Here is a 25,772-nt window from a genome sequence, read left to right on the forward strand (position 1 = left end):
TTCCTGGGTAGCTCGGGAAAATTTACAGAAAGTCTGCTCGACGGTTTTTTTGTTGATTTGATGTAAAAGTCCGTATAAATCGTCGAACAAACGTCCTATATTCGGACTCTGTACACGTACCACCTTGCAGTTTTCAGATGATCCCCGAATGGTTCTGAAGGCCAGACAAACCGGGCTTCAAACGGTTTTTTGCGTCAGAGAGATCCTTGATGATCCAGATCCATCTTCCATTCCCCAGATCAGCGAGAACGACATGACCGTTAAAGAATTGACCCAAGAAGCCAGACACGAAGAAGCACTGAAAAAGTACTTGCTGGAATCGCCCCAGCTAGCCGAAGAGATCAAGGACCTGCCAGCCGACGATCAGAAAGACCAGATCCAGTGGGCGTTCGAGGATGAGGCGGAATCCCAGGGCTTGCAGCCGTGGGAACTGACGCTCAAGTACACGTCGACCCCGGAAGAGTTCGAGGCCGCGCGCCTTGTACTGCACAAAGAGGCGGCCGAGGTCCTGGGCGTCGAATGGGAAGAGTACTGCGAGATGAACAATCTGGTGGTTTAAAGGCCGCTCCAAGTTTCAAGCGGCAAGCTTCAAGTCAAAGCAGAACTGCTTGAAGCTTGAAGCTTGTCGCTCGTAGCTGCTCAGAGGCTGAGCCGCATCGACAGATCGACAGCCTTCACATCCTTGGTCATCGCACCGATCGAAATGTAATCCACCCCGGTTTCGGCAATCGGCAGCAACGTGCTTTCGTTGATACCGCCGCTGGCCTCCAGTTTCGCCTTGCCGCCGTTCAGGCGCACCGCCTCGCGCATGTCGTCCAGGCTCAGCTCGTCAAGCATGATGATGTCAGCACCTGCTGCCAGGGCTTCTTTCAATTCTTCCAGGCTTTCCACTTCAATCTCGACCGGCTTGCCGGGGGCAATCTTGTGGGCGGCGTTGATGGCCTCGAGGATGCCACCACTGGCCGCGATATGGTTTTCCTTGATCAGGAAGGCGTCGTAGAGGCCGATGCGGTGATTGTGGCAACCGCCGCAGGTTACGGCGTACTTTTGCGCCAGGCGCAGGCCAGGCAGGGTTTTGCGAGTGTCGAGCAACTTCACCTGAGTATTGGCAACAAAATCCGCCAGGTACTGCGCGCGCGTGGCCACGCCCGAAAGCAATTGCAGGAAGTTCAACGCACAGCGTTCTCCGGTCAACAGCGAGCGTGCCGGGCCTTCCAGATGAAACAGCGCTTGATTGGGCTTGACCCGCTCGCCGTCGCGCACCTGCCAGTGCACCGCAACCCGAGGGTCCAGTTGCCGGAAAACCGCATCGACCCAGGCCGTGCCGGCGATGACAGCGGCGTCGCGGGTGATGATGGTCGCTTTGGCCAGGCGTTCGGCGGGGATCAGCTGCGCGGTGATGTCGCCGCTGCCGATGTCTTCGAGCAACGCACGGCGCACGTTGGCTTCGATTTCGGCGGTCAAGTCGGCGAGACGTAGATTCGGCATAACGGGCTCCACAAACAAAGTGGCCCGATTATAGGGCTATGGCGCGAAGCAACCCAAGGCATCAGAGGCGTCTCGTTGCTTGCAAACCTGCATTTGGTCGATTCATTTGAGTCATTGGCACAACGGCGGCGTCTTCCAGAAGCGTCTAATTCAATGGCAAGCATAGAGTCTGCTGGTACACCGGACGTCTTTTGCTGATAATCCGCCTTGCTTTTGACGTCATGGCTTTGACGTGCTGTTGGGTTTACGACTATTCGAAGAATCACCGTTTCTGGAGGCTTGGATGCACAACGACGGGAATGTAGTGCCTTTGCGCAAGGCGGCTACCGATCAGGCGACACAATCGCCACTCGCCCGCCTGCCTGTGATTCTGCTTCAGGTGCGCGACAAGGCCACTCAACAGTTACGGCATGGTTTACAGGAACTGTTCGATAACGCCGACGATACGCTATTCGAAATGGCCGATCGGGCGCGCAGCGATGTTGAACAGAACCTCTTTTTCGAAGCCATGCGCGACTTGCGTCTCAAGCGAAAAAGCATTGAGCGCGGTTTTCTCGAGCAATTCTTTGCGGCATTCGTCAGCCTCTCTCAGTACGACAGCAGCCGGCCGGCCTTGCCTCAGGCATTGGCGCTCGACACCGATGCATTACCCAGTGACGAGCTTGAGCGCAGCATCGCGGTGGAGGCCATGGTCGGCAAAGTGCTGAACCGCGACGGTTTCGCCCTCGACCAACTGACGGCCCGGCTCAGCGCGTTGCTGGGCAACGACCTGGACGATCAGCGCAACCCGTTGGGGCCGGCGATGCTCTGTGAGTATTTCTTGCAGGCCGGGCGCGACCTCGGGGTGGAAATCAAGGTCAAGCTGATCATCCTCAAGCTGTTCGATCGCTATGTGCTCAGCAGCGCTGATCAGCTGTATGCCGAAGCGAATCAGTTGCTCATCGCGACCGGTGTTTTGCCTGACCTCAAGCCCGCCCCCATGCGTCGTTTCACCGATCTTGCGACGGCCAGTGCCTATGCCGAGACGGCGGAGGCCAGCGAACATCCAGGCAGCACGCTGCTCGATGAGGGCGTGCAGGAAGTCTTCGCTGCGCTGCAGGAGTTACTGCTGCACGTGCGCGGCAGCGTGGCGCCGACCCTGGAAGTCAGTGCCCAGACACAACCCATTTCTACCCGCGACCTGATGCGCCTGCTCTCGCACTTGCAGCAATACGTGCCGGCGCTGACGATGCAGGACGATTTCGATTTGCGTAACCAGCTCGAACAACTGCTGACCCGGGTCAGCGTCAAGAGTGGCAAGTCGCGCGTGGTCGACGGTGCCGACGAAGACGTGATCAACCTGATCGCCATGCTCTTTGAATGCATCCTCGATGACCGCAACCTGCCGGATACCCTCAAGGCGTTGATTGGCCGTCTGCAAATCCCGATGCTCAAAGTCGCGGTGCTCGACAAGAGCTTCTTCAGCCGCACCAGTCATCCGGCCCGGCGTTTGCTCAACGAAATCGCTGCAGCCGCCATGGGCTGGGGTGAGTGCGATGACCATGAGCGAGACAGCCTGTACCGGCGCATCGAGCAGGTCGTGCAGCGCCTGTTGAACGATTTTGTCGACGACCCGGCCATTTTTTCCGAACTGCTGGCGGATTTTCTCGCCTTTACCAGCGACGAGCGCCGACGCAGTGAGCTGCTGGAGCAGCGCACCCGTGACGCCGAAGAAGGCCGCGCCAAGACTGAATTGGCGCGCCAGCATGTCGAGCGGGCGCTTAATCAGGCGTTATTGGGCAAAGTGCTGCCCCAGGCAGTGGTGGCCTTCGTCCATCAAGCCTGGAGCAAAGTGCTGTTGTTGACCTGCCTCAAACACGGCGAACACTCCACGGAGTGGCACGCCGATGTGCAGACCATGGAGCAATTGATCTGGAGCGTGCAGCGTCATGTTGATCCTGATGCGGGTATGCGGTTGTTGGCACTGGTGCCAGGGTTGCTGAAGTCCCTGCGCGACGGGCTGAGCGCCTCGGCATTCGATCCGTTCGCCACCAGTGAGTTTTTCAGTGAGCTGGAAACCTTGCATCTTCAGTTGTTTGAAATTCCGGGGCACGCCGTCGAACAGCCTGTCGAGGCGCCAGTGATGGTCCAGGTGCTGGAAGAAATCGTACTGCGCAGCGCTGACGAAGGACCGGTCGATAGCGTGTCGGTGCGCTTGCCGGCGGACGATCCTGGCTTGCTTCAGGTCGATCAATTGCGTCTGGGCGCCTGGGTCGAATTTCAGGAGGACGAGGAAAACACCCTGCGTTGCAAGCTGGCAGCAATTATCGAAGCCACCGCAAAATATATTTTCGTCGATCGCACCGGGATGAAAGTGCTGGAGCGCAGTCGCATCGGCCTGGCCCTGGAGTTTCGTCGCGGCGCGGTCCGGGCGCTGGATGACACCTTGCTGTTCGACCGGGCCCTGGAGTCGGTGCTTGGCAACCTGCGGCGCCTCAATCGCGGCAAGTGATCGCGCCCCAAGGGTCTATCGCGGCATACTGGGGGCCACACAGTCGTCGTTGAAGGAACCTGTATGCAGTTGGACCCCGCGAGCGGTTGGTGTCAGGGCGTGCGCTTGTGCCCCTCGCCCAATTTCAATGCGCGCCCCACGGGCGAAATTTCCCTGCTGGTGATCCACAACATCAGCCTGCCGCCTGCGCAGTTTCTGACTGGCAAGGTGCAGGAATTTTTCCAGAATCGCCTGGATGTCACGGAGCACCCATACTTTGAAGGGATTGCCGACCTGCGGGTGTCTGCGCACTTTCTGATTGAACGTGACGGCACTGTCACTCAGTTTGTCTCCTGTCTTGAGCGCGCCTGGCACGCCGGTGTGTCGATTTTCGAGGGACGGGAAACCTGTAATGATTTTTCCCTGGGGATTGAGCTGGAAGGCACGGATGATCTGCCGTTCACCGATGCTCAGTATCAAGCGTTGACGGCGCTGACCCGCCAGCTGCAAAGCGCTTTCCCGGCCATCACTGCACAGCGCATCTGTGGCCATAGTGACATCGCCCCGGGCCGCAAAACGGATCCGGGACCCGCGTTCGACTGGGCACGCTATCGCGCCGCCCTGGCAAAAGAGGAACAACAATGAGTTTTCTGGTGCTGCTGCTGGCCGTCTGGATCGAGAAGTTCTCGGCCCTGCGCCATCGGGTTCAACGTGATGGCGGCTGGATACATGAACTGAACAAGCTTGAAGTCAATCCGCGACTGATCGATCGGCCATGGCTGATCCTGGGAGTGCTGGTGCTGCTGCCCGTGGCGCTGCTGGGTTTGGTGTTGGTGGTGCTGGATCCGGTGGCTTACGGGTTGCTGGCATTGCCGGTGCACCTGCTGGTGGTGATTTACAGTCTGGGGCGTGGCGATTTGCTGGCCGGCCTCGGGCCGTTTCGCGATGCCTGGCGCCGGGAAGACCTGCAAGCGGCCGCCCATGTGGCGAAACGCGACCTGGATATTTGCGCCGACAGTGGCGAGCAATTGCTTGAACAGGTCCAGGGCCATTTGCTGTGGGAGGCTTATCAGAGCTTTTTCGCCGTGATCTTTTGGTATTTCCTGCTGGGTCCGGTTGCAGCGCTCAGCTACCGACTACTGGCGCTGGCCGAAGAGCACGGACAGAACCCGGCCGTGGTTGAGCGCGCGGGCCAGTTGCGTCACGCCTTTGACTGGGTGCCTGTGCGCCTGCTGGCGGCCAGTTTCGCGCTGGTCGGCAACTTTGTCGCCGTAAGCCGGGTGATGTTGCACGAACTGCTGAACTGGAACATCAGCGCTGCCCAGTTGATTGAGAAAGTCGGACTGGTCGCCGGTGAAATCCCTGCGCCAGTCGTCGGACCGGACGGCATCAACAGCCTGGACCGGATCTGGGAATTGCTGCTGCGAGCGGCGGTGCTCTGGTACGCCGGTTTTGCATTGTGGACGGTCCTTCCCTGACACACCGATACCCGTAATCGTTGGCGCAAACTGCGTCAACGGCTACGGGTACGCCCGCCCCCCGTTAACCTTAAGTTACAAAACCTCTCTCCGATTTGAGCTATACAGGCATAGCGCTCAATAGTGGCTATCTGCCGTAGCGCTGCGCCTGCCAATAAAAATAAGAATTCAAAGGGAGACTTCCAGTGAAGAGCTTGCTCTATCCCGCCGTCGCGCTGATGAATCGCCTGAGCTTCGGTATGAAGTTCAGCCTGATCAGTGTGTTATTCCTCGTGCCGATGCTGGTGACCAACTTCTATCTGGTGCGCGATTCTTATCGCGAGTTCCAGGGCACACAGGTGGAACTGCAGAGCCTCGATCTGCTGGGCAGCAGCCTGACCCTGCGACGGGACCTGGAAACCCTGAACAACCTGGTGCAGATCAACGTCACCCTTGGCCAGTCTGGCAAAGCCGGCAACGTCGAATCGCAGATCAGCACCCTGGGACAAAGCGTGCTGACCCGTTTGCAGGGCATGACGGCGATGACCACCGATGCGGAGCAGATCGCGATTTTCGATGCCAAGCGCGACGAAATGATTGCCGCGTTCAAAGCCCAGCAAGCGGAAAGCTCCCTGCAAAGCAAAAGCGGAATGATCGGAAAGTTGCTGGGCAGCGCGCAGATTTTCAGTCAGATCATTGCCAGTCAGGCCGGACTGGGCCGCGACACTCAGAGCGACATGCGGCAACTGAGCGAACTCATTACCAACGTCACCCCACCGGTTACCCAGATCTTGGGCGATGGCCGTGCGATGGGTTCCTATTCGCTGGGGCAGGGCTTTCTCAATTCGTCGTCGAGCACACGATTCGATGAGTTGCTGGCGCAGATCGAAAAGCTCCAGGGCGAATACAGTTTGAAGTTGCAGGACGCCATGGGCTCCAGCAAGGCCGCGCGCGAAACTCTGGCGGCCTTGGCCGATAGCAGCAAGGCGTCGCTGAAAAAGGCCAGTGAACTGTTCGAAGAGCAGGTGGTGATGGCCGATACGCTCGATGCGCCATGGCAGGGCTTTTACGATCAGGTCACAGGCCTGATGGACAAGACCTACCAACTCGATGAAGCCACCCTGAAGTTTCTCGGCGCTCAGTTGCAGCAGCGACTGGAGCAGAACCGCACCCACATGGTGATGCAGGCCGTGGCGTTGACGGTGGTGTTTGTGCTGATTTTTTACCTGTACGGCGGCTTCTACGCCTCGACCCGCACCACCCTCAAACGGCTTGGGGCGACATTGGACAAAGTGGCGGCGGGCGATATGACCGTCACGTTTCGTGCAGAAAGTCGCGATGAACTCGGCGAATTGGGCGAGGTGTTCAACGGCACGGTGAAAAAAATCCATGACCTGATCGAGCGCGTAGGACAAACCGTCAATGAGGTCGAGCGTCAGGCCGGGCAGGTCGAAAGTGTCTCTGCCCGAAGCAATCAGGCCGTGGCAGGGCAGCGCTCGCAGATCGAGCAGGTCGCCACCGCCATGAACCAGATGTCGGCGACCTCGCTTGAGGTGGCGCGCAGTGCCGCCGCCGCGGTCAGCAGCGCCCACAGCGTCAACGACGAGACCATCAGCGGTCGCGGGCTGGTGGAGTCCCAACAGGGCAGCATCGCGCAGCTGGCCAGCGAGATCGACCAGTCGGTGCAGGTGGTCAATCAACTGGCCAGCGACAGTCAGTCCATCAGCCGCGTGCTGGAAGTGATCAAGAGCATTGCCGAACAGACCAACCTTCTGGCCCTCAACGCCGCTATCGAAGCGGCACGGGCCGGCGAGCAGGGCCGTGGCTTTGCGGTGGTGGCCGATGAGGTGCGAACCCTGGCCAAGCGAACCCAGCAATCGACCGAGGAAATCGAGCAGATGATCGCCAAGCTGCACAGCGGTGTCGGCGCTGCGGTGAAAGCCATGGGCATCAGCCACCAAATGGCCGGCGGCACGGTCGGGCAGTCGGAAAAAGTCCAGCAGGCGCTGGAAAACATTCTTGGCGCCGTCGGCATGATCGTCGACCAGAACCAGCAGATCGCCGCGGCGGTAGAGCAGCAGACAGCCGTTGCTCATGATATTGACCAGAACATCGTCGAGATCAACCGGGCCGGTGAGCGCACCGCTGAAGGCGCGCACCAGACGGAGGATGCCAGTCGCGCGTTGTCGGCTCAGGTGGTGGAACTCAAGCAATTGATCAGCGCGTTCCGGGTGTGATGCCGTGCCGAACATCAACGGTGGGAGCAGCCTTGTCCCACCTTTTTTGAGTGGCGTCTGTCGTATTTTTTCCCAAATCAGGTCGGCAACTTCCTGATTTCCTGCGAGTTCTCTTTTTTTAGTCTTCAATGAAGGAAGATCAACCACTCTGACCCGCCCTGAGGAGGCTCGGTGATGTCATCTGCAACAATTGGAATCCAGGGGCGCTGCGCCCACTGTGAAACCACGCTTGTGCTCGAACCCTGGCAGCTCAACGCTATCGCGATCAACGAGTCGTTCGCCTGTGCCCACTGCCATAAAGCGTTGAAATTGAGCGACCCGCACCAGATCAAGCGCTTGAAATCCATCGACTCCCTGGCCATGTTGCGGGCTAGCACGTTGGTGACCGTGTGCACCGCGTTGCTGGTGGCATTGGTGATGGAGTGGATCAGGTTGATCAGCGTGGTCGAACAGCTGAATTTTTCACTGATTGCGATTCTGATCTATTTCGGTGTCGTGCAATACGCTCGGCACAAGCAACACATGACGCTGATTCTGGAAGCCGCCAAGGCTCACGCCGACTGATTACCAGTTGAACAGCGCACAGGCATTGGCCGTGCTCGTCTCGGCCAATTGTTCGGGACTGATCGCCATGATGTGCGCCAGTGCCGAGCAGATTGCCGGCAGGTGCGCGGGGGTGTTGCGTTGACCGGGAAACATGACTGGCGCCATGTCCGGGGAATCGGTCTCCAGAACCACTGAATCCAGCGGCAACTCGGCGAGCACGCGGTGCATGCGCAACGCTTGAGGCCAGGTGGCGGCACCACCGAGGCCAAGCTTGAACCCCAGCTTGATGTACTCGCGGGCTTCTTCCTTGCTACCGGCGAACGCGTGAATGATCCCTGCGCGTTTGAGCTTGAACCGCTTGAGCGTGGCAACTACTGCCGCATGGCTGCGTCGCACATGAATCAGCGCCGGAAGATTGAAGTCCGCCGCCAGTTGCAACTGTGCTTCGAACAACGCCTGCTGGCGCTCGCGATCCAGGGTTTCGATGAAGTAATCCAGGCCGATTTCGCCCACAGCGCACAATTGCCGATGACCGGCGAGCCGGGTCAGCCAATCACCGAGCGCAGCTAAATCTTCAGGGCGATGATCGTCCAGATACACCGGGTGCAAGCCGAACGCCGCATACAGGTCAGGATCGCTTTGCACCAGATCCCAAACCCGTTGCCAGTTACCCTGAAATACCCCCAGCACCACCATCCGCCGCACCCCGAGGGTGCGGCTTTCGGTCAGCAGCGCCGCACGGTCTTCGTCAAAGTCCGGAAAGTCCAGATGAGTGTGGCTGTCGATCAGCTCCACGGTTCAATCCTGGCGAATACGTTGCTTGAAGGTCCGCGCAATGGCCTGCACGCCGGGTTGGTAATCGGACTGCTCGATGGCGGCCAGCGCGAGCGCCAGGGCTTTGTCGGCGATCAGTTGGTGCTGCTGGGCCATGGCATTGACCGGCAGTGGCAGGAAGTCCAGCAGCTGCGTATCGCCGAAGGTGCCCAGGCGCAGCGGGCGGGTCTTGAGCGGGAAATCGTGCAAGGCATCGAACACGCCTTGAAGCAGCACGTAGGACGTGGTCACCAGCGCATCCGGCAAATGGCCCAGGCGCTGCAGCAATTCTTCCATCAACTGTTTGCCGCATTCGCGGCTGAACGACTCGCCGTGCTCAATCAGCACTTCGCCCTTGAACCCGGCCAACGCCTCTTTGAATCCAGCAGCCCGTTCCTGACTGATGCTCAGCTCTGGACGCGCGCCAATCAACGCAATTTGCTTGGGCAGCGGATCGAGCAGGCTGCGGGTCAATTGCAGGCTGGCCTCGCGGTCATCGCTGATCACCGAACAGAAATGCTCGGGTTCCATCACCCGGTCGATGGCAATGATCGGAATGCCTTTGGCTTGCAGCTGACGGTAGCTGTCATCTCCGGCCGGCAGGCAGCTGGCAACGATCAGCGCATCGCAGCGCCGAGCGCGGAACAGTTTGAGCAATTGACGCTCGCTGTCCGGCGCATCGTCGGAACTGGCGATCAGCAATTGATAGCCGCGAGCCCGGGCGCCTTGCTCGAGCAATTTGGCAATTCGTGCGTAACTGGGGTTTTCCAGATCCGGCAGAATGAAGCCCAAAGTGCGTGTGTGCCGGCTGCGCAGCCCGGCCGCCTGGGGATTGGGCGTAAAACCATGTTGTTCAACGACGGCACGCACGCGCTCTACGGTGGCGCTGCTGATGCGTTGCTGTTCGGCCTTGCCATTGATGACGTAACTGGCGGTGGTAACGGACACACCGGCCAATTGTGCGATATCACTGAGTTTCAACTCGGGGGTTTCCTTGTTTTTCGCCCGACATTTTTGACAATCCTACCCGATTCGGACAGGTGACCATTGTCGCAACGTATCCGACAAGTTGGACTTCAAGGATGAGACATTATCGAGTAACGTGCCAATCATTCTAGATTAAACGATTCAGCAAGCGTATTTTCTACGTTATAGGTGCATTTGGACGGTTCTGCCGCGAAACCGCCAAAAGTCATGACCAAGCGCCTAAGCTGAATCATTCAAAACAATACCTGGCGCCCACAGGCGCCAAAAAGGAGAAAGCATGCTCGAGCTCACCATAGAGCAGATTTCCATGGGCCAATCGGCTGTGGATAAGTCCGCAGCGTTGCACTTGCTGGCCCAACATCTGGTTGCCGATGGATTGGTTGCCGAGGGTTATCTCGCCGGTTTGCAGGCGCGCGAAGCCCAGGGTTCGACCTTTCTCGGTCAAGGTATTGCCATCCCCCACGGTACCCCGGATACCCGCGATCAGGTGTTTTCCACCGGCGTGCGCCTGATGCAGTTCCCCGACGGCGTGGACTGGGGCGATGGTCAGATTGTTTACCTGGCGATTGGTATTGCCGCCAAGTCAGACGAACACCTGCGTTTGCTGCAACTGCTGACACGCGCCCTGGGCGAGACCGATCTGGGTCAGGCCCTGCGGCGCGCCAGCACCGCCGAAGCCTTGCTGAAACTGTTGCAAGGTGCGCCGCAGGAGCTGGCGCTGGATGCACAGATGATCGGCCTCGGTGTTTCCGCCGATGATTTCGAAGAACTGGTCTGGCGCGGTGCGCGTTTGCTGCGCCAGGCGGATTGTGTGAGCAACGGGTTCGCCGGCGTCTTGCAGCAAGTCGAAGCGCTGCCCTTGGGCGATGGTTTGTGGTGGTTGCACAGCGAACAAACCGTGAAGCGCCCCGGCCTGGCCTTCGTCACCCCGGACAAGCCGATGCGTTACCTCGGCCAGCCGCTCAGCGGCCTGTTTTGCCTGGCCAGCCTCGGCGAGGCGCATCAAGCCCTGCTCGAACGCCTGTGTGCGTTGCTGATCGAAGGTCGCGGCCACGAATTGGGCCGCGCCACCAGCAGCCGCGCGGTGCTTGAAGTGCTGGGCGGTGAGTTGCCGGCGGATTGGCCAAGCGCTCGTATCGCCCTGGCCAACGCCCATGGCTTGCATGCACGCCCGGCGAAGATCCTTGCGCAACTGGCGAAAAGTTTCGAAGGTGAAATCCGCGTACGCATCGTCGAAGGGCAGGACAGCGCCGTGTCGGTGAAGAGCTTGAGCAAGCTGCTCAGCCTTGGCGCCCGTCGTGGTCAGGTGCTTGAATTCGTCGCCGAACCGAGCATCGCCGCCGACGCGTTGCCAGCCCTGTTGGCGGCCATCGAGGAAGGTCTCGGGGAAGAAGTCGAGCCGTTGCCGGCGGTCAGTCAGCAGCGTGAAATATTTGCCGATGTCGCCGAAGTGCTGCTTGCACCGAAATCCGGCAGTCTGATTCAGGCCATCGCCGCTGCGCCGGGAATTGCCATCGGTCCGGCACATATCCAAGTGCTGCAAACCATCGAATACCCGCTGCGCGGTGAGTCTGCCGCCATCGAGCGCGAGCGTCTCAAACAGGCGCTGGCCGACGTGCGTCGCGACATCGAAGGGTTGATCGAACGCAGCAAATCGAAGGCCATTCGCGAGATTTTTATTACCCACCAGGAAATGCTCGACGATCCGGAACTGACCGATGAAGTCGACACCCGTCTCAAGCAAGGCGAAAGCGCCGAAGCGGCGTGGATGGCGGTGATTGAAGCAGCGGCCAAACAACAGGAATCCTTGCAGGACGCGCTGCTCGCCGAACGCGCGGCGGACTTGCGCGACATCGGCCGTCGTGTGCTGGCGCAACTTAGCGGCATCGAAACCCCGAGCGAGCCAGAGCAACCGTACATTCTGGTGATGGATGAAGTCGGTCCGTCCGACGTGGCGCGTCTCGATCCGACGCGAGTCGCCGGCATTCTTACCGCCCGTGGCGGCGCCACCGCGCACAGTGCGATCGTTGCCCGGGCGCTGGGTATTCCAGCGCTGGTCGGTGCTGGTGCGGCGGTGCTCCTGCTGGCGCCGGGCACGCCGTTGCTGATCGATGGCCAGCGCGGTCGCTTGCACGTCGATGCCGACGCCGCCACCTTGCAGCGCGCCACGCAGGAACGCGATACCCGCGAACAACGTCTCAAGGCCGCCGCCGAGCAACGCCATCAACCGGCGTTGACCACCGATGGCCACGCGGTCGAAGTGTTCGCCAACATCGGCGAGAGCGCCGGTGTCACCAGCGCGGTGGAGCAGGGCGCCGAAGGCATCGGCTTGCTGCGCACCGAACTGATTTTCATGGCCCATTCGCAAGCGCCGGACGAAGCGACTCAGGAAGTCGAATACCGTCGTGTCCTCGATGGCCTGGCCGGTCGTCCGCTGGTGGTGCGCACCCTTGATGTCGGTGGCGACAAACCGCTGCCGTATTGGCCGATTGCCAAAGAAGAAAACCCGTTCCTCGGCGTGCGCGGCATTCGTCTGACCCTGCAGCGCCCGCAGATCATGGAAGCGCAATTGCGCGCCCTGTTGCGTGCCGCCGACAACCGTCCGCTGCGGATCATGTTCCCGATGGTCGGCAGCGTCGATGAGTGGCGCCAGGCTCGGGACATGACCGAACGCCTGCGTCTGGAAATTCCGGTTGCAGACCTGCAATTGGGGATCATGATTGAAGTGCCGTCGGCTGCATTGTTGGCGCCGGTGCTGGCCAAAGAGGTCGACTTTTTCAGCGTCGGCACCAATGACCTGACCCAATACACCCTGGCCATCGACCGTGGTCATCCAACCTTGTCGGCCCAGGCTGACGGGTTGCACCCGGCGGTGCTGCAACTGATCGACATCACCGTGCGCGCCGCCCATGCCCACGGCAAATGGGTTGGCGTGTGCGGCGAGTTGGCGGCTGATCCGCTGGCGGTGCCGGTGCTGGTCGGTCTGGGTGTGGATGAACTCAGCGTGTCGGGCCGCAGCATCGCCGAGGTCAAGGCGCGCGTGCGCGAGCTCAGCCTGGCCCAGACCCGAATTCTCGCCCAGCAGGCCTTGGCCGTGGGCAGCGCGAATGAAGTTCGCGCATTAGTGGAGGCCCTGTAATGGCCAAGATTCTAACCCTGACCCTCAATCCGGCGCTGGACCTCACCGTCCAGTTGCCGCTGCTGGCTCCAGGTCAGGTCAATCGCAGTGACGAGATGCACACCCACGCCGCCGGCAAAGGCGTGAACGTGGCGCAGGTGCTGGCGGACCTTGGGCATCAGCTCACCGTCAGCGGTTTCCTCGGTGAAGAGAACCTGCAAGCGTTCGAAACCCTGTTCGCCAAACGTGGTTTTGTCGACGCGTTTATCCGTGTTCCCGGCGAGACACGCAGCAACATCAAACTGGCAGAAAGCGATGGGCGCATCACTGATATCAACGGTCCCGGGCCGATGGTGGATGAGGCCGCGCAACAAGCTTTGCTCGATCGACTCGAGCAGATTGCGCCGGGCCATGAAGTCGTTGTCGTCGCCGGCAGCCTGCCTCAAGGCATCAGTCCCGCGTGGCTGCAGGCGTTGATTTCACGGTTGAAAAACCTTGGCTTGAAAGTCGCCCTCGACACCAGTGGCGAAGCCTTGCGTGCCGCGCTCAAGGCCGGTCCCTGGCTGATCAAGCCGAACACCGAAGAGCTGGCCGAAGTGCTGGGTTGCGAGGTGGTTTCGGTTACTGCCCAAGCCGAAGCGGCGAGCCGTTTGCACGCTCAAGGCATCGAGCATGTGGTGATCTCCCACGGTGCCGATGGCGTGAACTGGTTCAGCGTCGGTTCGGCGATGCACGCCACGCCGCCCAAGGTCAGCGTTGCCAGTACGGTGGGCGCGGGCGATTCGTTATTGGCCGGCATGCTTCACGGTTTGCTCAGCGCCGATACGCCCGAACAGACCCTGCGCACGGCCACGGCGATTGCGGCGATGGCGGTCACCCAGATCGGTTTCGGCATCAACGACGCCGCGCAATTGGCGCAGCTCGAACAGGGTGTGCGCGTGCGCCCCCTGACAGAACAATAAGAGGGTTTGTCATGAAGTTAGCCATTGTTACGGCCTGTCCGAACGGCATGGTCACCAGTGTGCTGTGCGCCCGCTTGCTCGATGCGGCGGCCCAGCGTCAGGGCTGGAGCACCTGCGTTGAAGTCAACGATGCGGCGCACCCGGAACGCCAATTGTCGGCGGCCACGATCGAGGGCGCCGAGTGGGTATTGCTGGTCACCAGCGCCCCGGTCGACATGTCCCGATTCGTCGGCAAGCGCGTTTTCCAGAGCACGCCGGCCCAGGCGCTGCAGGATGTCGAAGCGGTGCTGCGCCGAGGTGCCGAAGAGGCTCAGGTTTACGTCGCTCCCGAAGCCGTCGCAGAGCCGGTTGCCGTTGTGCAAAACGCGCCGCGACTGGTGGCGATCACAGCCTGCCCGACCGGCGTCGCGCACACGTTCATGGCCGCCGAAGCCTTGCAGCAAGCGGCCAAACGCCTGGGTTACGAACTGCAAATCGAAACCCAGGGCTCGGTCGGTGCGCGCAATCCATTAAGCGCCGCCGCGATTGCCGATGCCGATGTGGTGTTGCTGGCCTGCGATATCGAAGTCGCCACCGAGCGTTTCGCCGGCAAGAAGATTTACCGCTGCGGCACGGGTATTGCTCTCAAGCAAGCTGAAGCGACACTGAAAAAAGCCCTGGCCGAAGGCAAGCAGGAAACTGCTGCAAGCGGCGCACAAGGCCCGGCCAAGCAAGAGAAGTCCGGCGTCTACAAACACTTGCTGACCGGTGTGTCGTTCATGTTGCCGATGGTGGTGGCGGGCGGCTTGATGATCGCCTTGTCCTTTGTGTTCGGCATCACTGCGTTCAAGGAACCGGGCACATTGGCGGCGGCGCTGATGCAGATCGGCGGCGAGACCGCGTTCAAGCTGATGGTGCCGCTGCTGGCGGGTTACATCGCCTACTCGATCGCCGACCGTCCGGGCCTGGCGCCGGGGATGATTGGCGGCTTGCTGGCGAGCACCCTCGGTGCCGGTTTCATCGGCGGGATCATTGCCGGTTTCATCGCCGGTTACGCGGCGCAGGCGATCAATCGATATGCGCGCTTGCCGCAAAGTCTTGAGGCGCTGAAACCGATCCTGATCATCCCGTTGCTGGCGAGCCTGTTCACCGGTCTGGTGATGATCTACGTGGTCGGCAAACCGGTGGCGGGCATGCTCGAAGCGCTCACGCACTTCCTCGACAGCATGGGCACCACCAACGCGATTCTGCTGGGTGTGTTGCTGGGCGGCATGATGTGCGTCGACCTGGGCGGGCCGATCAACAAAGCGGCTTACGCGTTCTCGGTCGGGCTTCTGGCGTCGCAGAGTTATGCGCCGATGGCCGCGACGATGGCCGCTGGTATGGTGCCGCCGATTGGCCTGGGCATCGCCACGTTCATTGCGCGTCGCAAGTTTGCCCAAACCGAGCGCGAGGCAGGTAAAGCGGCGCTGGTATTGGGGCTGTGCTTTATTTCCGAAGGGGCAATTCCGTTTGCCGCCAAGGACCCGCTGCGGGTGATTCCGGCGAGCATTGCCGGTGGTGCGCTGACCGGTGCGTTGTCGATGTATTTCGGCTGCAAACTGATGGCGCCGCACGGTGGCTTGTTTGTGTTGGCGATCCCGAATGCGATCAACCATGCGCTGCTGTATTTGCTGGCGATTGTGGCTGGCAGTCTGCTGACGGCGGTGGCGTACGCGCTGCTCAAGCGGCCGGAAGTTGTCGAGCTGGCAATAGAGCCCGTCAACGCCTGACACACAACCCTGTGGGAGTGAGCCTGCTCGCGATGACGATTTAACATCCAGCAGAAATGGTGACTGTTACACCGCAATCGCGAGCAGGCTCGCTCCCACAGGAATTGCGTTTTCACATCAGCGTCACGCGCGCGTGTTTAAGTTTTCCTTTTCAGGGAGAACACCATGAGCGAATTCGATCTTGGCCGCCGCCGCGTCATCCAGGCCGTCGGCGCCGGCCTGTTGCTTCCTGGTCTGGCGCCGGCAGTGATCGCGTCAGTCCAGGATCGTCCGCAACTCACCGACGGCGTGCAGTCCGGCGACTTGCTGGGCGACCGGGCGATGATCTGGAGTCGCAGCGACCGTCCGGCGCGGATGGTAGTGGAATGGGACACCCGCAGCCTGTTCGGCAACCCCCGCCGACTCGTCTCGCCAGTGGCCGATGCGCGCAGCGATTTCACCGCTCGCGTGGAGCTCACCGGCTTGCCCGCCGATCAGGCGATTTTCTATCGCGTGTCCTTCGAAGATGCCCAGAGTGGCGCCGCCAGCGAACCCTGGTTCGGCCACTTGCGCAGCGTGCCGCAAGCCCGTCGCGATATCCGTTTTGTCTGGAGCGGCGACACCGTCGGCCAAGGCTTCGGCATCAACCCCGACATTGGCGGCATGCGCATCTACGAAGCCATGCGCCTGCGCCTGCCGGACTTCTTTATCCACAGCGGCGACACCATCTACGCCGACGGCCCGGTGCCAGCACAACTGACCACGGAAAGCGGCCGTGTGTGGCGCAATATCACCAGCGAAGCCAAGAGCAAAGTCGCCGAAACCCTCGATGAATATCGTGGCAATTACCGCTACAACCTGATGGACGAAAACATCCGTCGCTTCAACGCCGAAGTACCGCAGATCTGGCAGTGGGACGACCATGAAGTGGTGAATAACTGGTCGCCGGGCAAACAACTCGACGGGCGCTACCAAAGCAAGGATATCCACAGCCTGGTGGGCCGTGCGCGGCAAGCCTGGCTGGAATATGCACCGATGCGCCGGCAGAGCGCCGACGGCGGCGGACGAATTTATCGCAAGCTCAGCTATGGGCCGTTGCTGGATGTGTTCGTGCTGGACATGCGCAGTTATCGAGGGGCCAATGACGATAACCTCGGCGGCGAAAAACCCTTTCTCGGTCGCGATCAACTGGACTGGTTGAAGGCTTCGTTGAAAGGCTCCACCGCGCAATGGAAAGTGATTGCCGCCGACATGCCGGTCGGCCTAGGCGTGCCGGACGGCGAAGTCAGCCCCGGTGTGACGCGCTGGGAAGCGGTGGCCAACGGCGATCCCGGCCCGGCCCAGGGACGTGAACTGGAAATCGCCGAGTTGTTGGGTTTCTTGCGGGCGCAACAGGTGCGCAATTTTGTGTTCCTGACCGCAGATGTGCATTACTGCGCCGCGCATCATTACCACCCGGACCGCGCTGCTTTTCAGGACTTCGAACCGTTCTGGGAGTTTGTCGCCGGGCCATTGAATGCAGGGAGTTTCGGGCCCAATCCGCTGGATAAAACCTTTGGCCCCGAGGTGGTCTTCGAGAAAGCCCCACCCGCGCAGAACACTTCGCCGTTTGCCGGGTTTCAGTTTTTTGGCGAGGTGAATATCGACGGGCAGACGGGGGAGATGAGTGTGGTGTTGCGGGATCTGGATGGGGTTGGGGTGTTTGAGCAGAAGTTGCAGCCAGTCTGAAAAAAATCGCGAGCAGACCCAGACTCCTGTGGGAGTGAGCCTGCTCGCGATGGCGGTGTAACAGCCGCTGTATTTATTGAATGTTAAGCCGTCATCGCGAGCAAGCTCGCTCCCACAGGGATAGTGTTGGGTCAGTACACGTCACGGCGGTAACGGCCTTGTTCTATCAGCCGGTCGACTTCTTCAATGCCGAGCGTTTCGTTGAGCACGTGATCCACCCCTGAAGCCATGCCTTGCAGGCTGCCACAGATGTAGATCACCGCACCTTCATCCAGCCATTGCTTCAACGTTTCGGCGGACTCGCGCAGACGATCCTGCACGTAGATCTTCTCGGCCTGATCCCGCGAAAACGCCAGGTCCAGTCGCTCGATGTCCCCCGAGATCAGCCACTCTTCGAGCTCATCGCGACACAGGTAATCGTGTTCGCGGTTGCGCTCGCCAAACAACAGCCAATGGCGTTGTTGTCCATCGGCAATCCGCGCTTTCAACAAGCTGCGCAGCCCGGCGAGACCGGTGCCGTTGCCCAGCAAAATCATCGGCACCGGCTCGGTCGGTAAATGGAAACCGCTGTTACGTCGCACCCGCATACTGAGGGTGCTGCCCACTGGCGCATGCTCGGTCAGCCAGCCGGAAGCGACGCCCAGGCTGCCGTCGGGATGCACTTCCTGACGCACGATCAGTTCCAGCACGCCGTCCGCCGCTATCGAGGCGATGGAGTATTCGCGCATGGCCAATGGCACCAGGGCGTCCAACAGCGCCTGGGCGTGCAGGCCGACCAGATGCGCTCGGTTCTCGGGCAATTGGCGACTCGCCAGGGCCTGCTCCAGAGGTTGTGTCAGGCCATCGTAGGTCACCGTGGCCCGGCCTTCGATGCCCAGGCCATCAAGGAAATGCTCGATCGCCCATGAACTGTTGCGTGGCAGCACTTCCACCAGGTCACCGGCCAGCCAGCTGCTGGTGGTCGGGGCGGCAAGGCCCAGCAAGTACACCGGCGAGCCGCTGCTGTCCGGGTTCATCAATTCGCGGCGAGTCAGGGTCCAGTTGTCGTAGCTCGGTGCCTGCCAGGTGTCGGCCGGTGTTTGTCCGGTCAGCAGACCCAGCTGTTGTTGCCAGTGACGCAGGGCGTACGGATCGCCGCTGTCGACTTCCACCGGCGCGAACAAGGTCTTGCCGCCCTGTTCGCCCAGCCAGGTATGCAGGCGTCGGGCGAAGCCGCAGAAGTGTTGATACTGGCGATCACCCAGGCCCAGTACCGCGTAGTTCAGGCTCTCCAGGCTCGGCGCCCGGCCCAGCACTTTGCGTTCGAAACCGCGGGCACTGTCCGGTGCTTCGCCGTCGCCGAACGTGCTGACCACGAACAATGCATTGCTGGACTCACGCAAATCCTGTTCGCTGACATTCGCCAGCGGCTGGACTTTCACCGGTACGCCGGCCGCCTGCAACTGCCCGGCGGTTTGCCACGCCAGCTGCTCGGCAAACCCGCTTTGGCTGGCGAAGCCGATCAACCAGGCCGGCGTATTGCTGCCGGTTTGCGCGAAGCCTTTGCGGGCATCGTTGATTTGTTTTTTCTTGCGCCGACGGTCGAGGTACAGCAACCAGCCGGTGATGAAAAACAGCGGCATGGTCAGCGCGCTGATTGTCATGATGATCCGCCCGACAATGCCGAAATAGCTGCCCACATGCAGCGCGTAAATGCTGGTCAGCAGTTGCGCCTTGAGGCTCTTGTCGCTGTAACGCTCAATCCGTTTGACCACGCCAGAGGCCGGATCAAGGGTGATCTGGTTCAACGCGCGATTGTGCGGCGAGGTCTTCAACAGGTAGAACACGGTGGCGGGTTGCCCGGCCACTGGCGGCATGCGGATGTTATAGGCACTGAGTGCCGGACCGGCAGCGCTGTAGATGCTGCTCCACATCAACGCGTAATCGGCGGTCGGCGCCGGACCGCTTGGCGCAGGACCACGCCCGCCGCGCATGCGCTCGTTTTGCGGGGCGTCGGAAAGCAGTCGGGTCAGGCCTTTGTTGTACCACTCATAGGACCAAGACAATCCGGTCAGCGCCGCCAACAGGTAAAACACCATGCACCACGTACCGGCCACCGAGTGCAGGTCCCAGTTGAAGCTGCGGCCCTTTTTCTTCCAGTCGAGGGTTAGCCAGGTACGCCAGTTTTTCCACTGGCGTGGCCAGCGCAGGTACAGGCCCGAGAGGCAGAAGAACACCAGGATCAGCGTGCACGCGCCGGTGATTTGCCGACCGGTATCGCCCATGGCGAGAAAGCGGTGCAGTTGCAGCATGAAGCCGAAGAAGCCTTGCCCGGTGGCATCGCCCATGAACTCGGCGGTATACGGGTCGAAATAACGCATCTCGCCACGGCGTTCGCCGGGCGGAGGGGTGAAGAACACCTTGGCTGCGGTGCCGCTGTCGGTCTCGACACTGAGCATGGCGACTTTTTTACCGGAAGCGGCTTCGATGCGCTCGACCAGTTCGACTGGGGGCAGCACGCCGGCAACCTGCTTCTCGACCTGCAACACAGAAGGGTTCAGCACGCTCAGGATTTCATCCTGAAACGATACCGTCGCCCCGGTGATGCCCATCAGGGCCAGGACCAGCCCGGCACTGATGCCGAAAAACCAGTGCAACTGGAACAGGGTTTTCTTCAACACTTCGCTCGCCTTGTTCGTTCGATAATTGTCATCACGGCGCGCATTATGCCGTGGGTGGTCGAGAAGCATTCTTTTTTACGTACAAAAGCCCCGGTCATATAGATGAACGGGGCCTGACCTTTAATTGCCAGCCACTCCTTGTGGGAGCGAGCCTGCTCGCGAATGCGGTGGGTCAGCCAACACAAATGGTGAATGTGGCGCCCTCATCGCGAGCAGGCTCGCTCCCAAATTTTTTAGAAGTGGAAGTTAGTACTCAGCAATGCCGTACGGCCCGCCGCCTGATTGGCGAAGTGGGTCGAGAAGGCTTTGTCGTAATAGGTTTCGTCGGTCAGGTTTTGCACGTTCAGTTGCAGGTCGATGTTTTTGCTCAGCTTGTAGGCGGCCATCGCGTCGTAACGAACATAGGAATCAACCATGGTGGTGTTGGCCACGCTGCCGAATACATCGTCGACGTAGAACGCACCGCCGCCGATCGTCAGCTTCGGTGTGACCTGATAAGTGGTCCACAGGCTGGCGCTGTTTTTCGGCGTGTTAGGCAGTTCGTTGCCATCGTTGACTGCGCCCAGCGGGCCGCCATCGACTTGCTCGCTGTCCATGTAGGCGTAACCGGCGAACACTTGCCATTTGTCGGTGATCTTGCCGCTGGCCGACAGTTCGACGCCCTGAACGCGGGTTTTGCCGGCGTTTTCATAGGACGTGGTGTCGACTTGAACGCGGGCGTTGTCTTTCTCGGTGCGGAAGATATCGGCGGTCAGCGACAGACGATCGTTCAACAGATCCCACTTGGTACCGATTTCGTAGTTCTTGGTGGTTTCCGGTTCCATGTCGCTTTTCAGCAAGTTGCCGTTGCGGTCCGGCGTGCCGCCCAGCGGGTTGCCTTCCTGACCTTCGCCCAGGGTGTTGCCCGGTGGCGTGGCGGAGGTGGCATAGGACGCATAGATGCTGCCGTTTTCTGCGGGCTTGTAGACCACGCCGAACTGACCGGTCACGAACTCGCTGGTGTCATCGCCCTTGGACGTGGTCACGCTGGAGCCGTTGAAGGTTTTGTAGTCGGTGTCGAAATGGTCGTAACGCAGACCCATGTTCACCAGCCACTGCTCGGACAATTCCAGGGTGTCGAACACATACAACGCATAAGTGTTGGCTTTGGTGTCGGTACCGGCGTAGTTGCGTGAGATTGCACCGTTCCATGGGTCGTTCGGGGTCGGGTTGGACAGCGACGTGCAGTTGTAGCCGCTCGGTGCACCGATGAGCGCCGGACTGCAGTTGGTTGTCACAGCCGCCGTGGCCGGCGTGGTGTCGGTGTTGACGTTGTACGAGGACTTGCGGCTTTCCTCGTGGCTCAACTCGATACCGGTGGCGAAGCTGTTCTTGAACCCGGCGATGTAGACGTCACCGAACAGATCCGTCTGGTTGGTAGTGGTCTCGGTGTTGCTGACGCGGGTGTTGGCCCGACGCCAGACGCTGCCGTTGTTGACGTTGCCCTTGCTGTCGTCCGGCTGGGTCAGGATGTAATCCTGCATGCTGGTGCCATGGCGCAAGGTGTTTTTGACGGTCAGCGCGTCGTTGAGGTCGTGCTCGATGGCGAAGGTCGCCGTGTCGGTGCGGCCCTTGCGGAAATCGCGATCCAGGCCATAGAAATTGCTGTCGTTACCGCCGGCAAAAGGCTTGTCCGGGTTCGATTTGGTACGGGCGGCCGAACCTGCGACAGGAATGGTGTAAGGAATGCCCGAGTCTGGCGTGTCGTTGCTTTCCAGGTGGTAGTAATCGAGGTTGACCCGGGTGTCGGTGCCCAGGCCGAACACCAGCGACGGCGCGACGCCCCAGCGGTCGTAATCGACTTTGTCACGGCCGGCGACGTTGCTTTCGTGGCTCATCAGGTTCAGACGGCCAGCGGCGCTATCGCTGAACTGGTAGTTGCCGTCCATCGTGTAACGCTGGGTCTGGTCCGAACCCCAGGTAAATCCGCCGTCGAACGAGTCGCCCAGATGCGCCTTCTTGCTCACCAGGTTGATGCTGCCACCCGCCGCTCCACGGCCGCCAATGGCCGAGTTCGGGCCTTTGCTGACTTCGATCGACTCGACCGCGAAGATCTCGCGGCTTTGCGAGCCGGTGTCGCGCACGCCATCGAGATAAGTATCGCCCTGGGCGTCGAAACCGCGAATGAACGGACGGTCGCCTTGTGGGTTGCCACCTTCACCGGCACCGAAGGTGATGCCCGGAACGGTGCGCAGCGCGTCCTGCATATTGAGTGCGCCGGTGTCCTTGAGGACTTGTTGCGGGATAACGGTGACCGAACGCGGCGTGTCCACCAGCGGTGCGGTGTACTTGGGCGAGGAGGCTTTTTCGACGTTGTAGGAAGTCGCATCCTGGGCTTCGCCAGTGATGGCGGTGGCGCCAAGGGAAATCGAATTGCCCGGTGCTTTTTCGTTGGTTTGTTCAGCCGCGAAAACCATGTGGCCCGCAGAGCCGGCAGTGATCGCCACGCCAATTGCTGACGCGAGCAAACGCGGTGAACTGACCGGTAATTGTGATTGTTGGCGTGACATGTGAATTCCCCTCCCAAGGATTTGAGGCCGCGGAATATAGGGTAAACAAGTATTTGTATCAATTGCGAAACGTTACTATTTGCATCGAATTTACATTCTTTACACTTTGACCTTACGGTTTTGGCGGGCTCGTTCGTCATGGGGTTTTACACGGGCAATAAGAATCAATACCATTGACGCCTCTTTGTTCTCAGGTGCCATCCCATGCTGCTGCACATTCCCGGCGTGTTCGCGAAAGAAGAAGTGCAGCGCATCCGCGAGGCTCTGGAGCAGGCGGACTGGGCCGACGGCAAAATCACCGCCGGCTACCAGTCGGCCAAGGCCAAGCACAATCTGCAGTTGCCCGAAGGTCATCCACTGGCCAAGGAGGTGGGCGCGGCGCTGCTTGAGCGGCTGTGGAAGAATCCGCTGTTCATGTCCGCCGCGTTACCGCACAAAGTCTTCCCACCATTGCTGAACTGTTACACGGCCGGTGGCAGTTTCGACTTCCATATCGATAACGCGGTGCGCCAGCCGAAAAACAGCATCGAGCGCGTGCGCACCGATCTGTCTGCCACGTTGTTTTTCAGCGAGCCTGAGGATTACGACGGCGGTGAACTGGAAATCCAGGACACCTTCGGCACCCAGCGCGTGAAGTTGCCGGCCGGTGACATGGTCCTGTATCCCGGCACCAGCCTGCACAAGGTCAATGCCGTGACGCGCGGCACGCGCTACGCCTCTTTCTTCTGGACCCAAAGCCTGGTGCGGGAAGACAGCCAGCGCGCCTTGCTGTTCGAGATGGATGGCGCGATCCAGCAACTGACGAAGGACATGCCGGATCATCCTTCACTGATTCGCCTCACCGGCACTTATCACAACTTGTTGCGCCGCTGGGTCGACGTATGAGTTTCCAATTGCGCCGCGAGGAAGTCCTCGACGGTGATCGTCTCAAAGCCATGCTCGAGGAAAGCCCCGCACGCGCAGCCCAGGCGATTCTGATCGCCGCCCGTGAAAACGTACTCGAAGCTCAGGCGCTGCTCGGACAGATCCTGCTGGACGGGCAGGGCATCGCGCAGGATCAACCGCTGGCGTTGCGCTGGTTCGAGATTGCCGCCCAGCGCGGCCACTTGATGGCGCGCAACATGCTCGGTCGTTGTCATGAACATGGCTGGGGTTGTGCCGCTGATGCATCGGTTGCCGCGGGGCATTATCGAATGGCCGCCGACGCCGGGCTGGATTGGGCGATGTACAACTACGCCAACCTGCTGGCGACGGGGCGTGGGGTGATGGAGGATCAGGCGCAAGCGCTGCATCTTTATCGCCTCGCCGCCGAACTGGGCCATGCGAAGTCGATGAACCTGTTGGGGCGGTATCTGGAAGAAGGACGGGTCTGTCCGGCGGATCCGCAAGCTGCGCGTGACTGGTATCGACGCTCGGCAGTTGGCGGCGATTTTCGTGGGCAGTTCAGTTATGCCGCTGTGCTGGCCGAGGCGGGGAGTGCCGAAGAGGCGCTGATCTGGTTGCGTAAGGCATTGGCTGGTGGAAATCTGAATTTCCTGCGAGTGGCGAGCAAGAGCCTGGCAAACGCAGAGAATCCTCAATTTCGCACGCTGGCACCCGAATATGCCCACCGTGTTATCGAGCTTGAGCGGCAACTGACACCGCTGTAACGCAGGCACAAAAAAGCCCATGACACGTCAAAGATCGTTCCCACGCTCTGCGTGGGAATGCCTCAACGGACGCTCTGCGTTCGGCTTTGACTGGACGCGGAGCGTCCTGGGCTGCATTCCCACGCGAAGCGTGGGAACGATCAGTCGGACATAAAAAAGCCCATGACACGTCATGGGCTTTTTGATTTCTGTGTTTTGCGCTTACACGTAAAACGATTTCAACGGCGGGAAGCCATTGAATTCAACCGCGCTGTAGCTGGTGGTGTAGGCACCGGTCGACAACCAGTACAAACGATCACCGATCGCCAGGTTCAGCGGCAAACCGTACTTGTAGTTTTCGTACATGATGTCGGCGCTGTCGCAGGTCGGGCCGGCGATGACCACTTCTTCCATCTCGCCTTTCTTCTCGGTCCAGATCGGGAACTTGATGGCTTCGTCCATGGTTTCGATCAGGCCGGAGAACTTGCCCACATCCGTGTACACCCATCGCTCTACAGCAGTACGGGATTTACGGGCGACCAGCACCACTTCACTGACCAGGATGCCAGCGTTGGCGATCAGCGAACGGCCTGGTTCCAGGATGATTTCCGGCAAGTCGTCACCGAAGTCTTCCTTGAGGAAACGGATGATTTCTTCAGCGTAGGTTTCCAGGCTGTTGGTGCGGGTGATGTAGTTGGCCGGGAAGCCGCCGCCCATGTTGATCAGCTTCAGGTGGATGCCGTCTTCTTCCTTCAGGCGCTCGAAGATCACTTTGACCTTGGCGATCGCTGCGTCCCAGACGCTGATGTCGCGCTGTTGCGAGCCGACGTGGAACGAGATGCCGTAAGGCACCAGGCCCAGGTCGCGAGCGAGGATCAGCAGGTCCATGGCCATGTCGGTCTGGCAGCCGAATTTACGCGACAGAGGCCAGTCAGCGGTGGTCGAGCCTTCGGTGAGGATGCGCACGTAGACTTTCGAACCCGGCGCAGCCTTGGCGATGTTGCGCAGGTCGGCTTCGGAGTCGGTGGCATACAGACGCACGCCCTTATCGTAGAAGTAGCGGATGTCCTTGGATTTCTTGATGGTGTTGCCGTAGCTGATGCGATCCGGGCCTACGCCCTGGTTCATCACTTTGTCGAGCTCGTAGATCGAGGCGATGTCGAAGTTCGAGCCTTTCTCTTTGAGCAGGTCGATGATTTCGACGGCCGGGTTGGCCTTGACCGCGTAATAGACCTTGGCGAATTCGAAACCGGCGCGCAGGTCGTCATAGGCCTGGCTGATCATCGCGGTGTCGATCACCACGAACGGGGTTTCTTGTTTATCGGCGAAGGCCTTCATTTTGTTGAAGGTATCGCGCGCGAAATAGTCTTCGACGTTGATCGACATACTTGGGAGCTCC

Annotated in this window: 18 protein-coding genes; 12 read left to right on the forward strand and 6 right to left on the reverse strand. The window is 60.2% G+C overall.

From position 1 onward, the window contains the following. The first annotated feature begins 253 nt into the window (after positions 1-253). Positions 254-559, forward strand: a complete 306-nt coding sequence (locus K5K95_RS12950) for a DUF6388 family protein (RefSeq protein ID WP_077747454.1) — start codon at positions 254-256, stop codon at positions 557-559. An 80-nt stretch (positions 560-639) separates the two neighbouring features. Here the strand turns inward: K5K95_RS12950 and nadC are convergent, their stop codons facing one another. Beyond that, positions 640-1,488 (reverse strand): carboxylating nicotinate-nucleotide diphosphorylase, encoded by an 849-nt coding sequence (gene nadC / locus K5K95_RS12955; RefSeq protein WP_222589744.1) that lies wholly within the window; start codon positions 1,486-1,488, stop codon positions 640-642. 283 nt (positions 1,489-1,771) lie between these two features. Here nadC and K5K95_RS12960 point away from each other — a divergent pair, with 283 nt between their 5' ends. The 5 genes from K5K95_RS12960 (at position 1,772) to K5K95_RS12980 (ending at position 8,216) form a co-directional block, all read left to right on the forward strand. Further along, positions 1,772-3,979: a DUF1631 domain-containing protein gene (locus tag K5K95_RS12960; protein WP_222589745.1), complete on the forward strand. Its 2,208-nt coding sequence runs from the start codon at positions 1,772-1,774 to the stop codon at positions 3,977-3,979. Positions 3,980-4,042: 63 nt separating this feature from the next. After that, positions 4,043-4,603 carry a 1,6-anhydro-N-acetylmuramyl-L-alanine amidase AmpD gene (gene ampD / locus K5K95_RS12965; RefSeq protein WP_090175627.1) on the forward strand — a complete coding sequence of 187 codons (561 nt, stop codon included), beginning with the start codon at positions 4,043-4,045 and terminating at the stop codon, positions 4,601-4,603. Next, positions 4,600-5,436 (forward strand): regulatory signaling modulator protein AmpE, encoded by an 837-nt coding sequence (gene ampE / locus K5K95_RS12970; protein ID WP_222589746.1) that lies wholly within the window; start codon positions 4,600-4,602, stop codon positions 5,434-5,436. The genes ampD and ampE overlap by 4 nt, the downstream gene beginning before the upstream one ends. Positions 5,437-6,947: 1,511 nt before the next feature. Then, positions 6,948-7,652, forward strand: coding sequence for a methyl-accepting chemotaxis protein (locus K5K95_RS33610; RefSeq protein WP_409999728.1), 705 nt, complete (start codon positions 6,948-6,950; stop codon positions 7,650-7,652). Between the two features lie 174 nt (positions 7,653-7,826). Further along, positions 7,827-8,216, forward strand: a complete 390-nt coding sequence (locus K5K95_RS12980) for a hypothetical protein (protein WP_222589748.1) — start codon at positions 7,827-7,829, stop codon at positions 8,214-8,216. Here K5K95_RS12980 and K5K95_RS12985 read toward each other — a convergent pair whose 3' ends face one another. Both K5K95_RS12985 and cra read right to left on the reverse strand, forming a co-directional pair. Beyond that, a complete protein-coding gene (locus K5K95_RS12985; RefSeq protein WP_222589749.1) occupies positions 8,217-8,993 on the reverse strand; it encodes a TatD family hydrolase in 777 nt (258 codons plus the stop codon). Positions 8,994-8,996: 3 nt separating this feature from the next. After that, on the reverse strand, positions 8,997-9,992 hold the full coding sequence (gene cra, locus K5K95_RS12990; RefSeq protein ID WP_222589750.1) for a catabolite repressor/activator: 996 nt from the start codon (positions 9,990-9,992) through the stop codon (positions 8,997-8,999). A gap of 283 nt (positions 9,993-10,275) precedes the next feature. Between cra and ptsP the strand changes: the two genes are divergently transcribed. The 4 genes from ptsP (at position 10,276) to K5K95_RS13010 (ending at position 17,536) form a co-directional block, all read left to right on the forward strand. Further along, on the forward strand, positions 10,276-13,137 hold the full coding sequence (ptsP, locus tag K5K95_RS12995; protein ID WP_222589751.1) for a phosphoenolpyruvate--protein phosphotransferase: 2,862 nt from the start codon (positions 10,276-10,278) through the stop codon (positions 13,135-13,137). Beyond that, a complete protein-coding gene (gene pfkB / locus K5K95_RS13000) occupies positions 13,137-14,078 on the forward strand; it encodes a 1-phosphofructokinase (RefSeq protein WP_222589752.1) in 942 nt (313 codons plus the stop codon). Before ptsP ends, pfkB begins: the two co-directional genes overlap by 1 nt. A gap of 11 nt (positions 14,079-14,089) precedes the next feature. After that, complete coding sequence (locus K5K95_RS13005) at positions 14,090-15,829, forward strand: PTS fructose-like transporter subunit IIB (protein ID WP_222589753.1); 1,740 nt, start codon at positions 14,090-14,092, stop codon at positions 15,827-15,829. 165 nt (positions 15,830-15,994) lie between these two features. Beyond that, positions 15,995-17,536: an alkaline phosphatase D family protein gene (locus K5K95_RS13010; RefSeq protein WP_222589754.1), complete on the forward strand. Its 1,542-nt coding sequence runs from the start codon at positions 15,995-15,997 to the stop codon at positions 17,534-17,536. 131 nt (positions 17,537-17,667) lie between these two features. Here K5K95_RS13010 and K5K95_RS13015 read toward each other — a convergent pair whose 3' ends face one another. After that, positions 17,668-20,196: a PepSY domain-containing protein gene (locus tag K5K95_RS13015; RefSeq protein WP_222589755.1), complete on the reverse strand. Its 2,529-nt coding sequence runs from the start codon at positions 20,194-20,196 to the stop codon at positions 17,668-17,670. Positions 20,197-20,429: 233 nt separating this feature from the next. Beyond that, positions 20,430-22,745, reverse strand: coding sequence for a TonB-dependent receptor (locus tag K5K95_RS13020; protein ID WP_222589756.1), 2,316 nt, complete (start codon positions 22,743-22,745; stop codon positions 20,430-20,432). A gap of 204 nt (positions 22,746-22,949) precedes the next feature. On the opposite strand from K5K95_RS13020, the gene K5K95_RS13025 reads away from it, so the two are divergent. Next, on the forward strand, positions 22,950-23,630 hold the full coding sequence (locus K5K95_RS13025; protein WP_222589757.1) for a Fe2+-dependent dioxygenase: 681 nt from the start codon (positions 22,950-22,952) through the stop codon (positions 23,628-23,630). Next, positions 23,627-24,394 (forward strand): tetratricopeptide repeat protein, encoded by a 768-nt coding sequence (locus K5K95_RS13030; protein ID WP_222589758.1) that lies wholly within the window; start codon positions 23,627-23,629, stop codon positions 24,392-24,394. The genes K5K95_RS13025 and K5K95_RS13030 overlap by 4 nt, the downstream gene beginning before the upstream one ends. A 201-nt stretch (positions 24,395-24,595) precedes the next feature. Here the strand turns inward: K5K95_RS13030 and K5K95_RS13035 are convergent, their stop codons facing one another. Continuing rightward, positions 24,596-25,759 (reverse strand): type III PLP-dependent enzyme, encoded by a 1,164-nt coding sequence (locus K5K95_RS13035; RefSeq protein ID WP_007942814.1) that lies wholly within the window; start codon positions 25,757-25,759, stop codon positions 24,596-24,598. Between the last annotated feature and the right edge of the window lie 13 nt (positions 25,760-25,772).

Origin of the sequence: Pseudomonas sp. DR48 (assembly GCF_019823085.1) — a bacterium.
Lineage (GTDB): Bacteria > Pseudomonadota > Gammaproteobacteria > Pseudomonadales > Pseudomonadaceae > Aquipseudomonas.

What these genes read in the sequence shown, in the direction of transcription:
- K5K95_RS12950 (WP_077747454.1), top strand. Translation starts at nt 254, where the DNA reads ATGACCGTTAAAGAATTGACCCAAGAAGCCAGACACGAAGAAGCACTG.
- nadC (WP_222589744.1), bottom strand. Translation starts at nt 1,488, where the DNA reads ATGCCGAATCTACGTCTCGCCGACTTGACCGCCGAAATCGAAGCCAAC.
- K5K95_RS12960 (WP_222589745.1), top strand. Translation starts at nt 1,772, where the DNA reads ATGCACAACGACGGGAATGTAGTGCCTTTGCGCAAGGCGGCTACCGAT.
- ampD (WP_090175627.1), top strand. Translation starts at nt 4,043, where the DNA reads ATGCAGTTGGACCCCGCGAGCGGTTGGTGTCAGGGCGTGCGCTTGTGC.
- ampE (WP_222589746.1), top strand. Translation starts at nt 4,600, where the DNA reads ATGAGTTTTCTGGTGCTGCTGCTGGCCGTCTGGATCGAGAAGTTCTCG.
- K5K95_RS33610 (WP_409999728.1), top strand. Translation starts at nt 6,948, where the DNA reads ATGTCGGCGACCTCGCTTGAGGTGGCGCGCAGTGCCGCCGCCGCGGTC.
- K5K95_RS12980 (WP_222589748.1), top strand. Translation starts at nt 7,827, where the DNA reads ATGTCATCTGCAACAATTGGAATCCAGGGGCGCTGCGCCCACTGTGAA.
- ptsP (WP_222589751.1), top strand. Translation starts at nt 10,276, where the DNA reads ATGCTCGAGCTCACCATAGAGCAGATTTCCATGGGCCAATCGGCTGTG.
- pfkB (WP_222589752.1), top strand. Translation starts at nt 13,137, where the DNA reads ATGGCCAAGATTCTAACCCTGACCCTCAATCCGGCGCTGGACCTCACC.
- K5K95_RS13005 (WP_222589753.1), top strand. Translation starts at nt 14,090, where the DNA reads ATGAAGTTAGCCATTGTTACGGCCTGTCCGAACGGCATGGTCACCAGT.
- K5K95_RS13010 (WP_222589754.1), top strand. Translation starts at nt 15,995, where the DNA reads ATGAGCGAATTCGATCTTGGCCGCCGCCGCGTCATCCAGGCCGTCGGC.
- K5K95_RS13020 (WP_222589756.1), bottom strand. Translation starts at nt 22,745, where the DNA reads ATGTCACGCCAACAATCACAATTACCGGTCAGTTCACCGCGTTTGCTC.
- K5K95_RS13025 (WP_222589757.1), top strand. Translation starts at nt 22,950, where the DNA reads ATGCTGCTGCACATTCCCGGCGTGTTCGCGAAAGAAGAAGTGCAGCGC.
- K5K95_RS13030 (WP_222589758.1), top strand. Translation starts at nt 23,627, where the DNA reads ATGAGTTTCCAATTGCGCCGCGAGGAAGTCCTCGACGGTGATCGTCTC.
- K5K95_RS13035 (WP_007942814.1), bottom strand. Translation starts at nt 25,759, where the DNA reads ATGTCGATCAACGTCGAAGACTATTTCGCGCGCGATACCTTCAACAAA.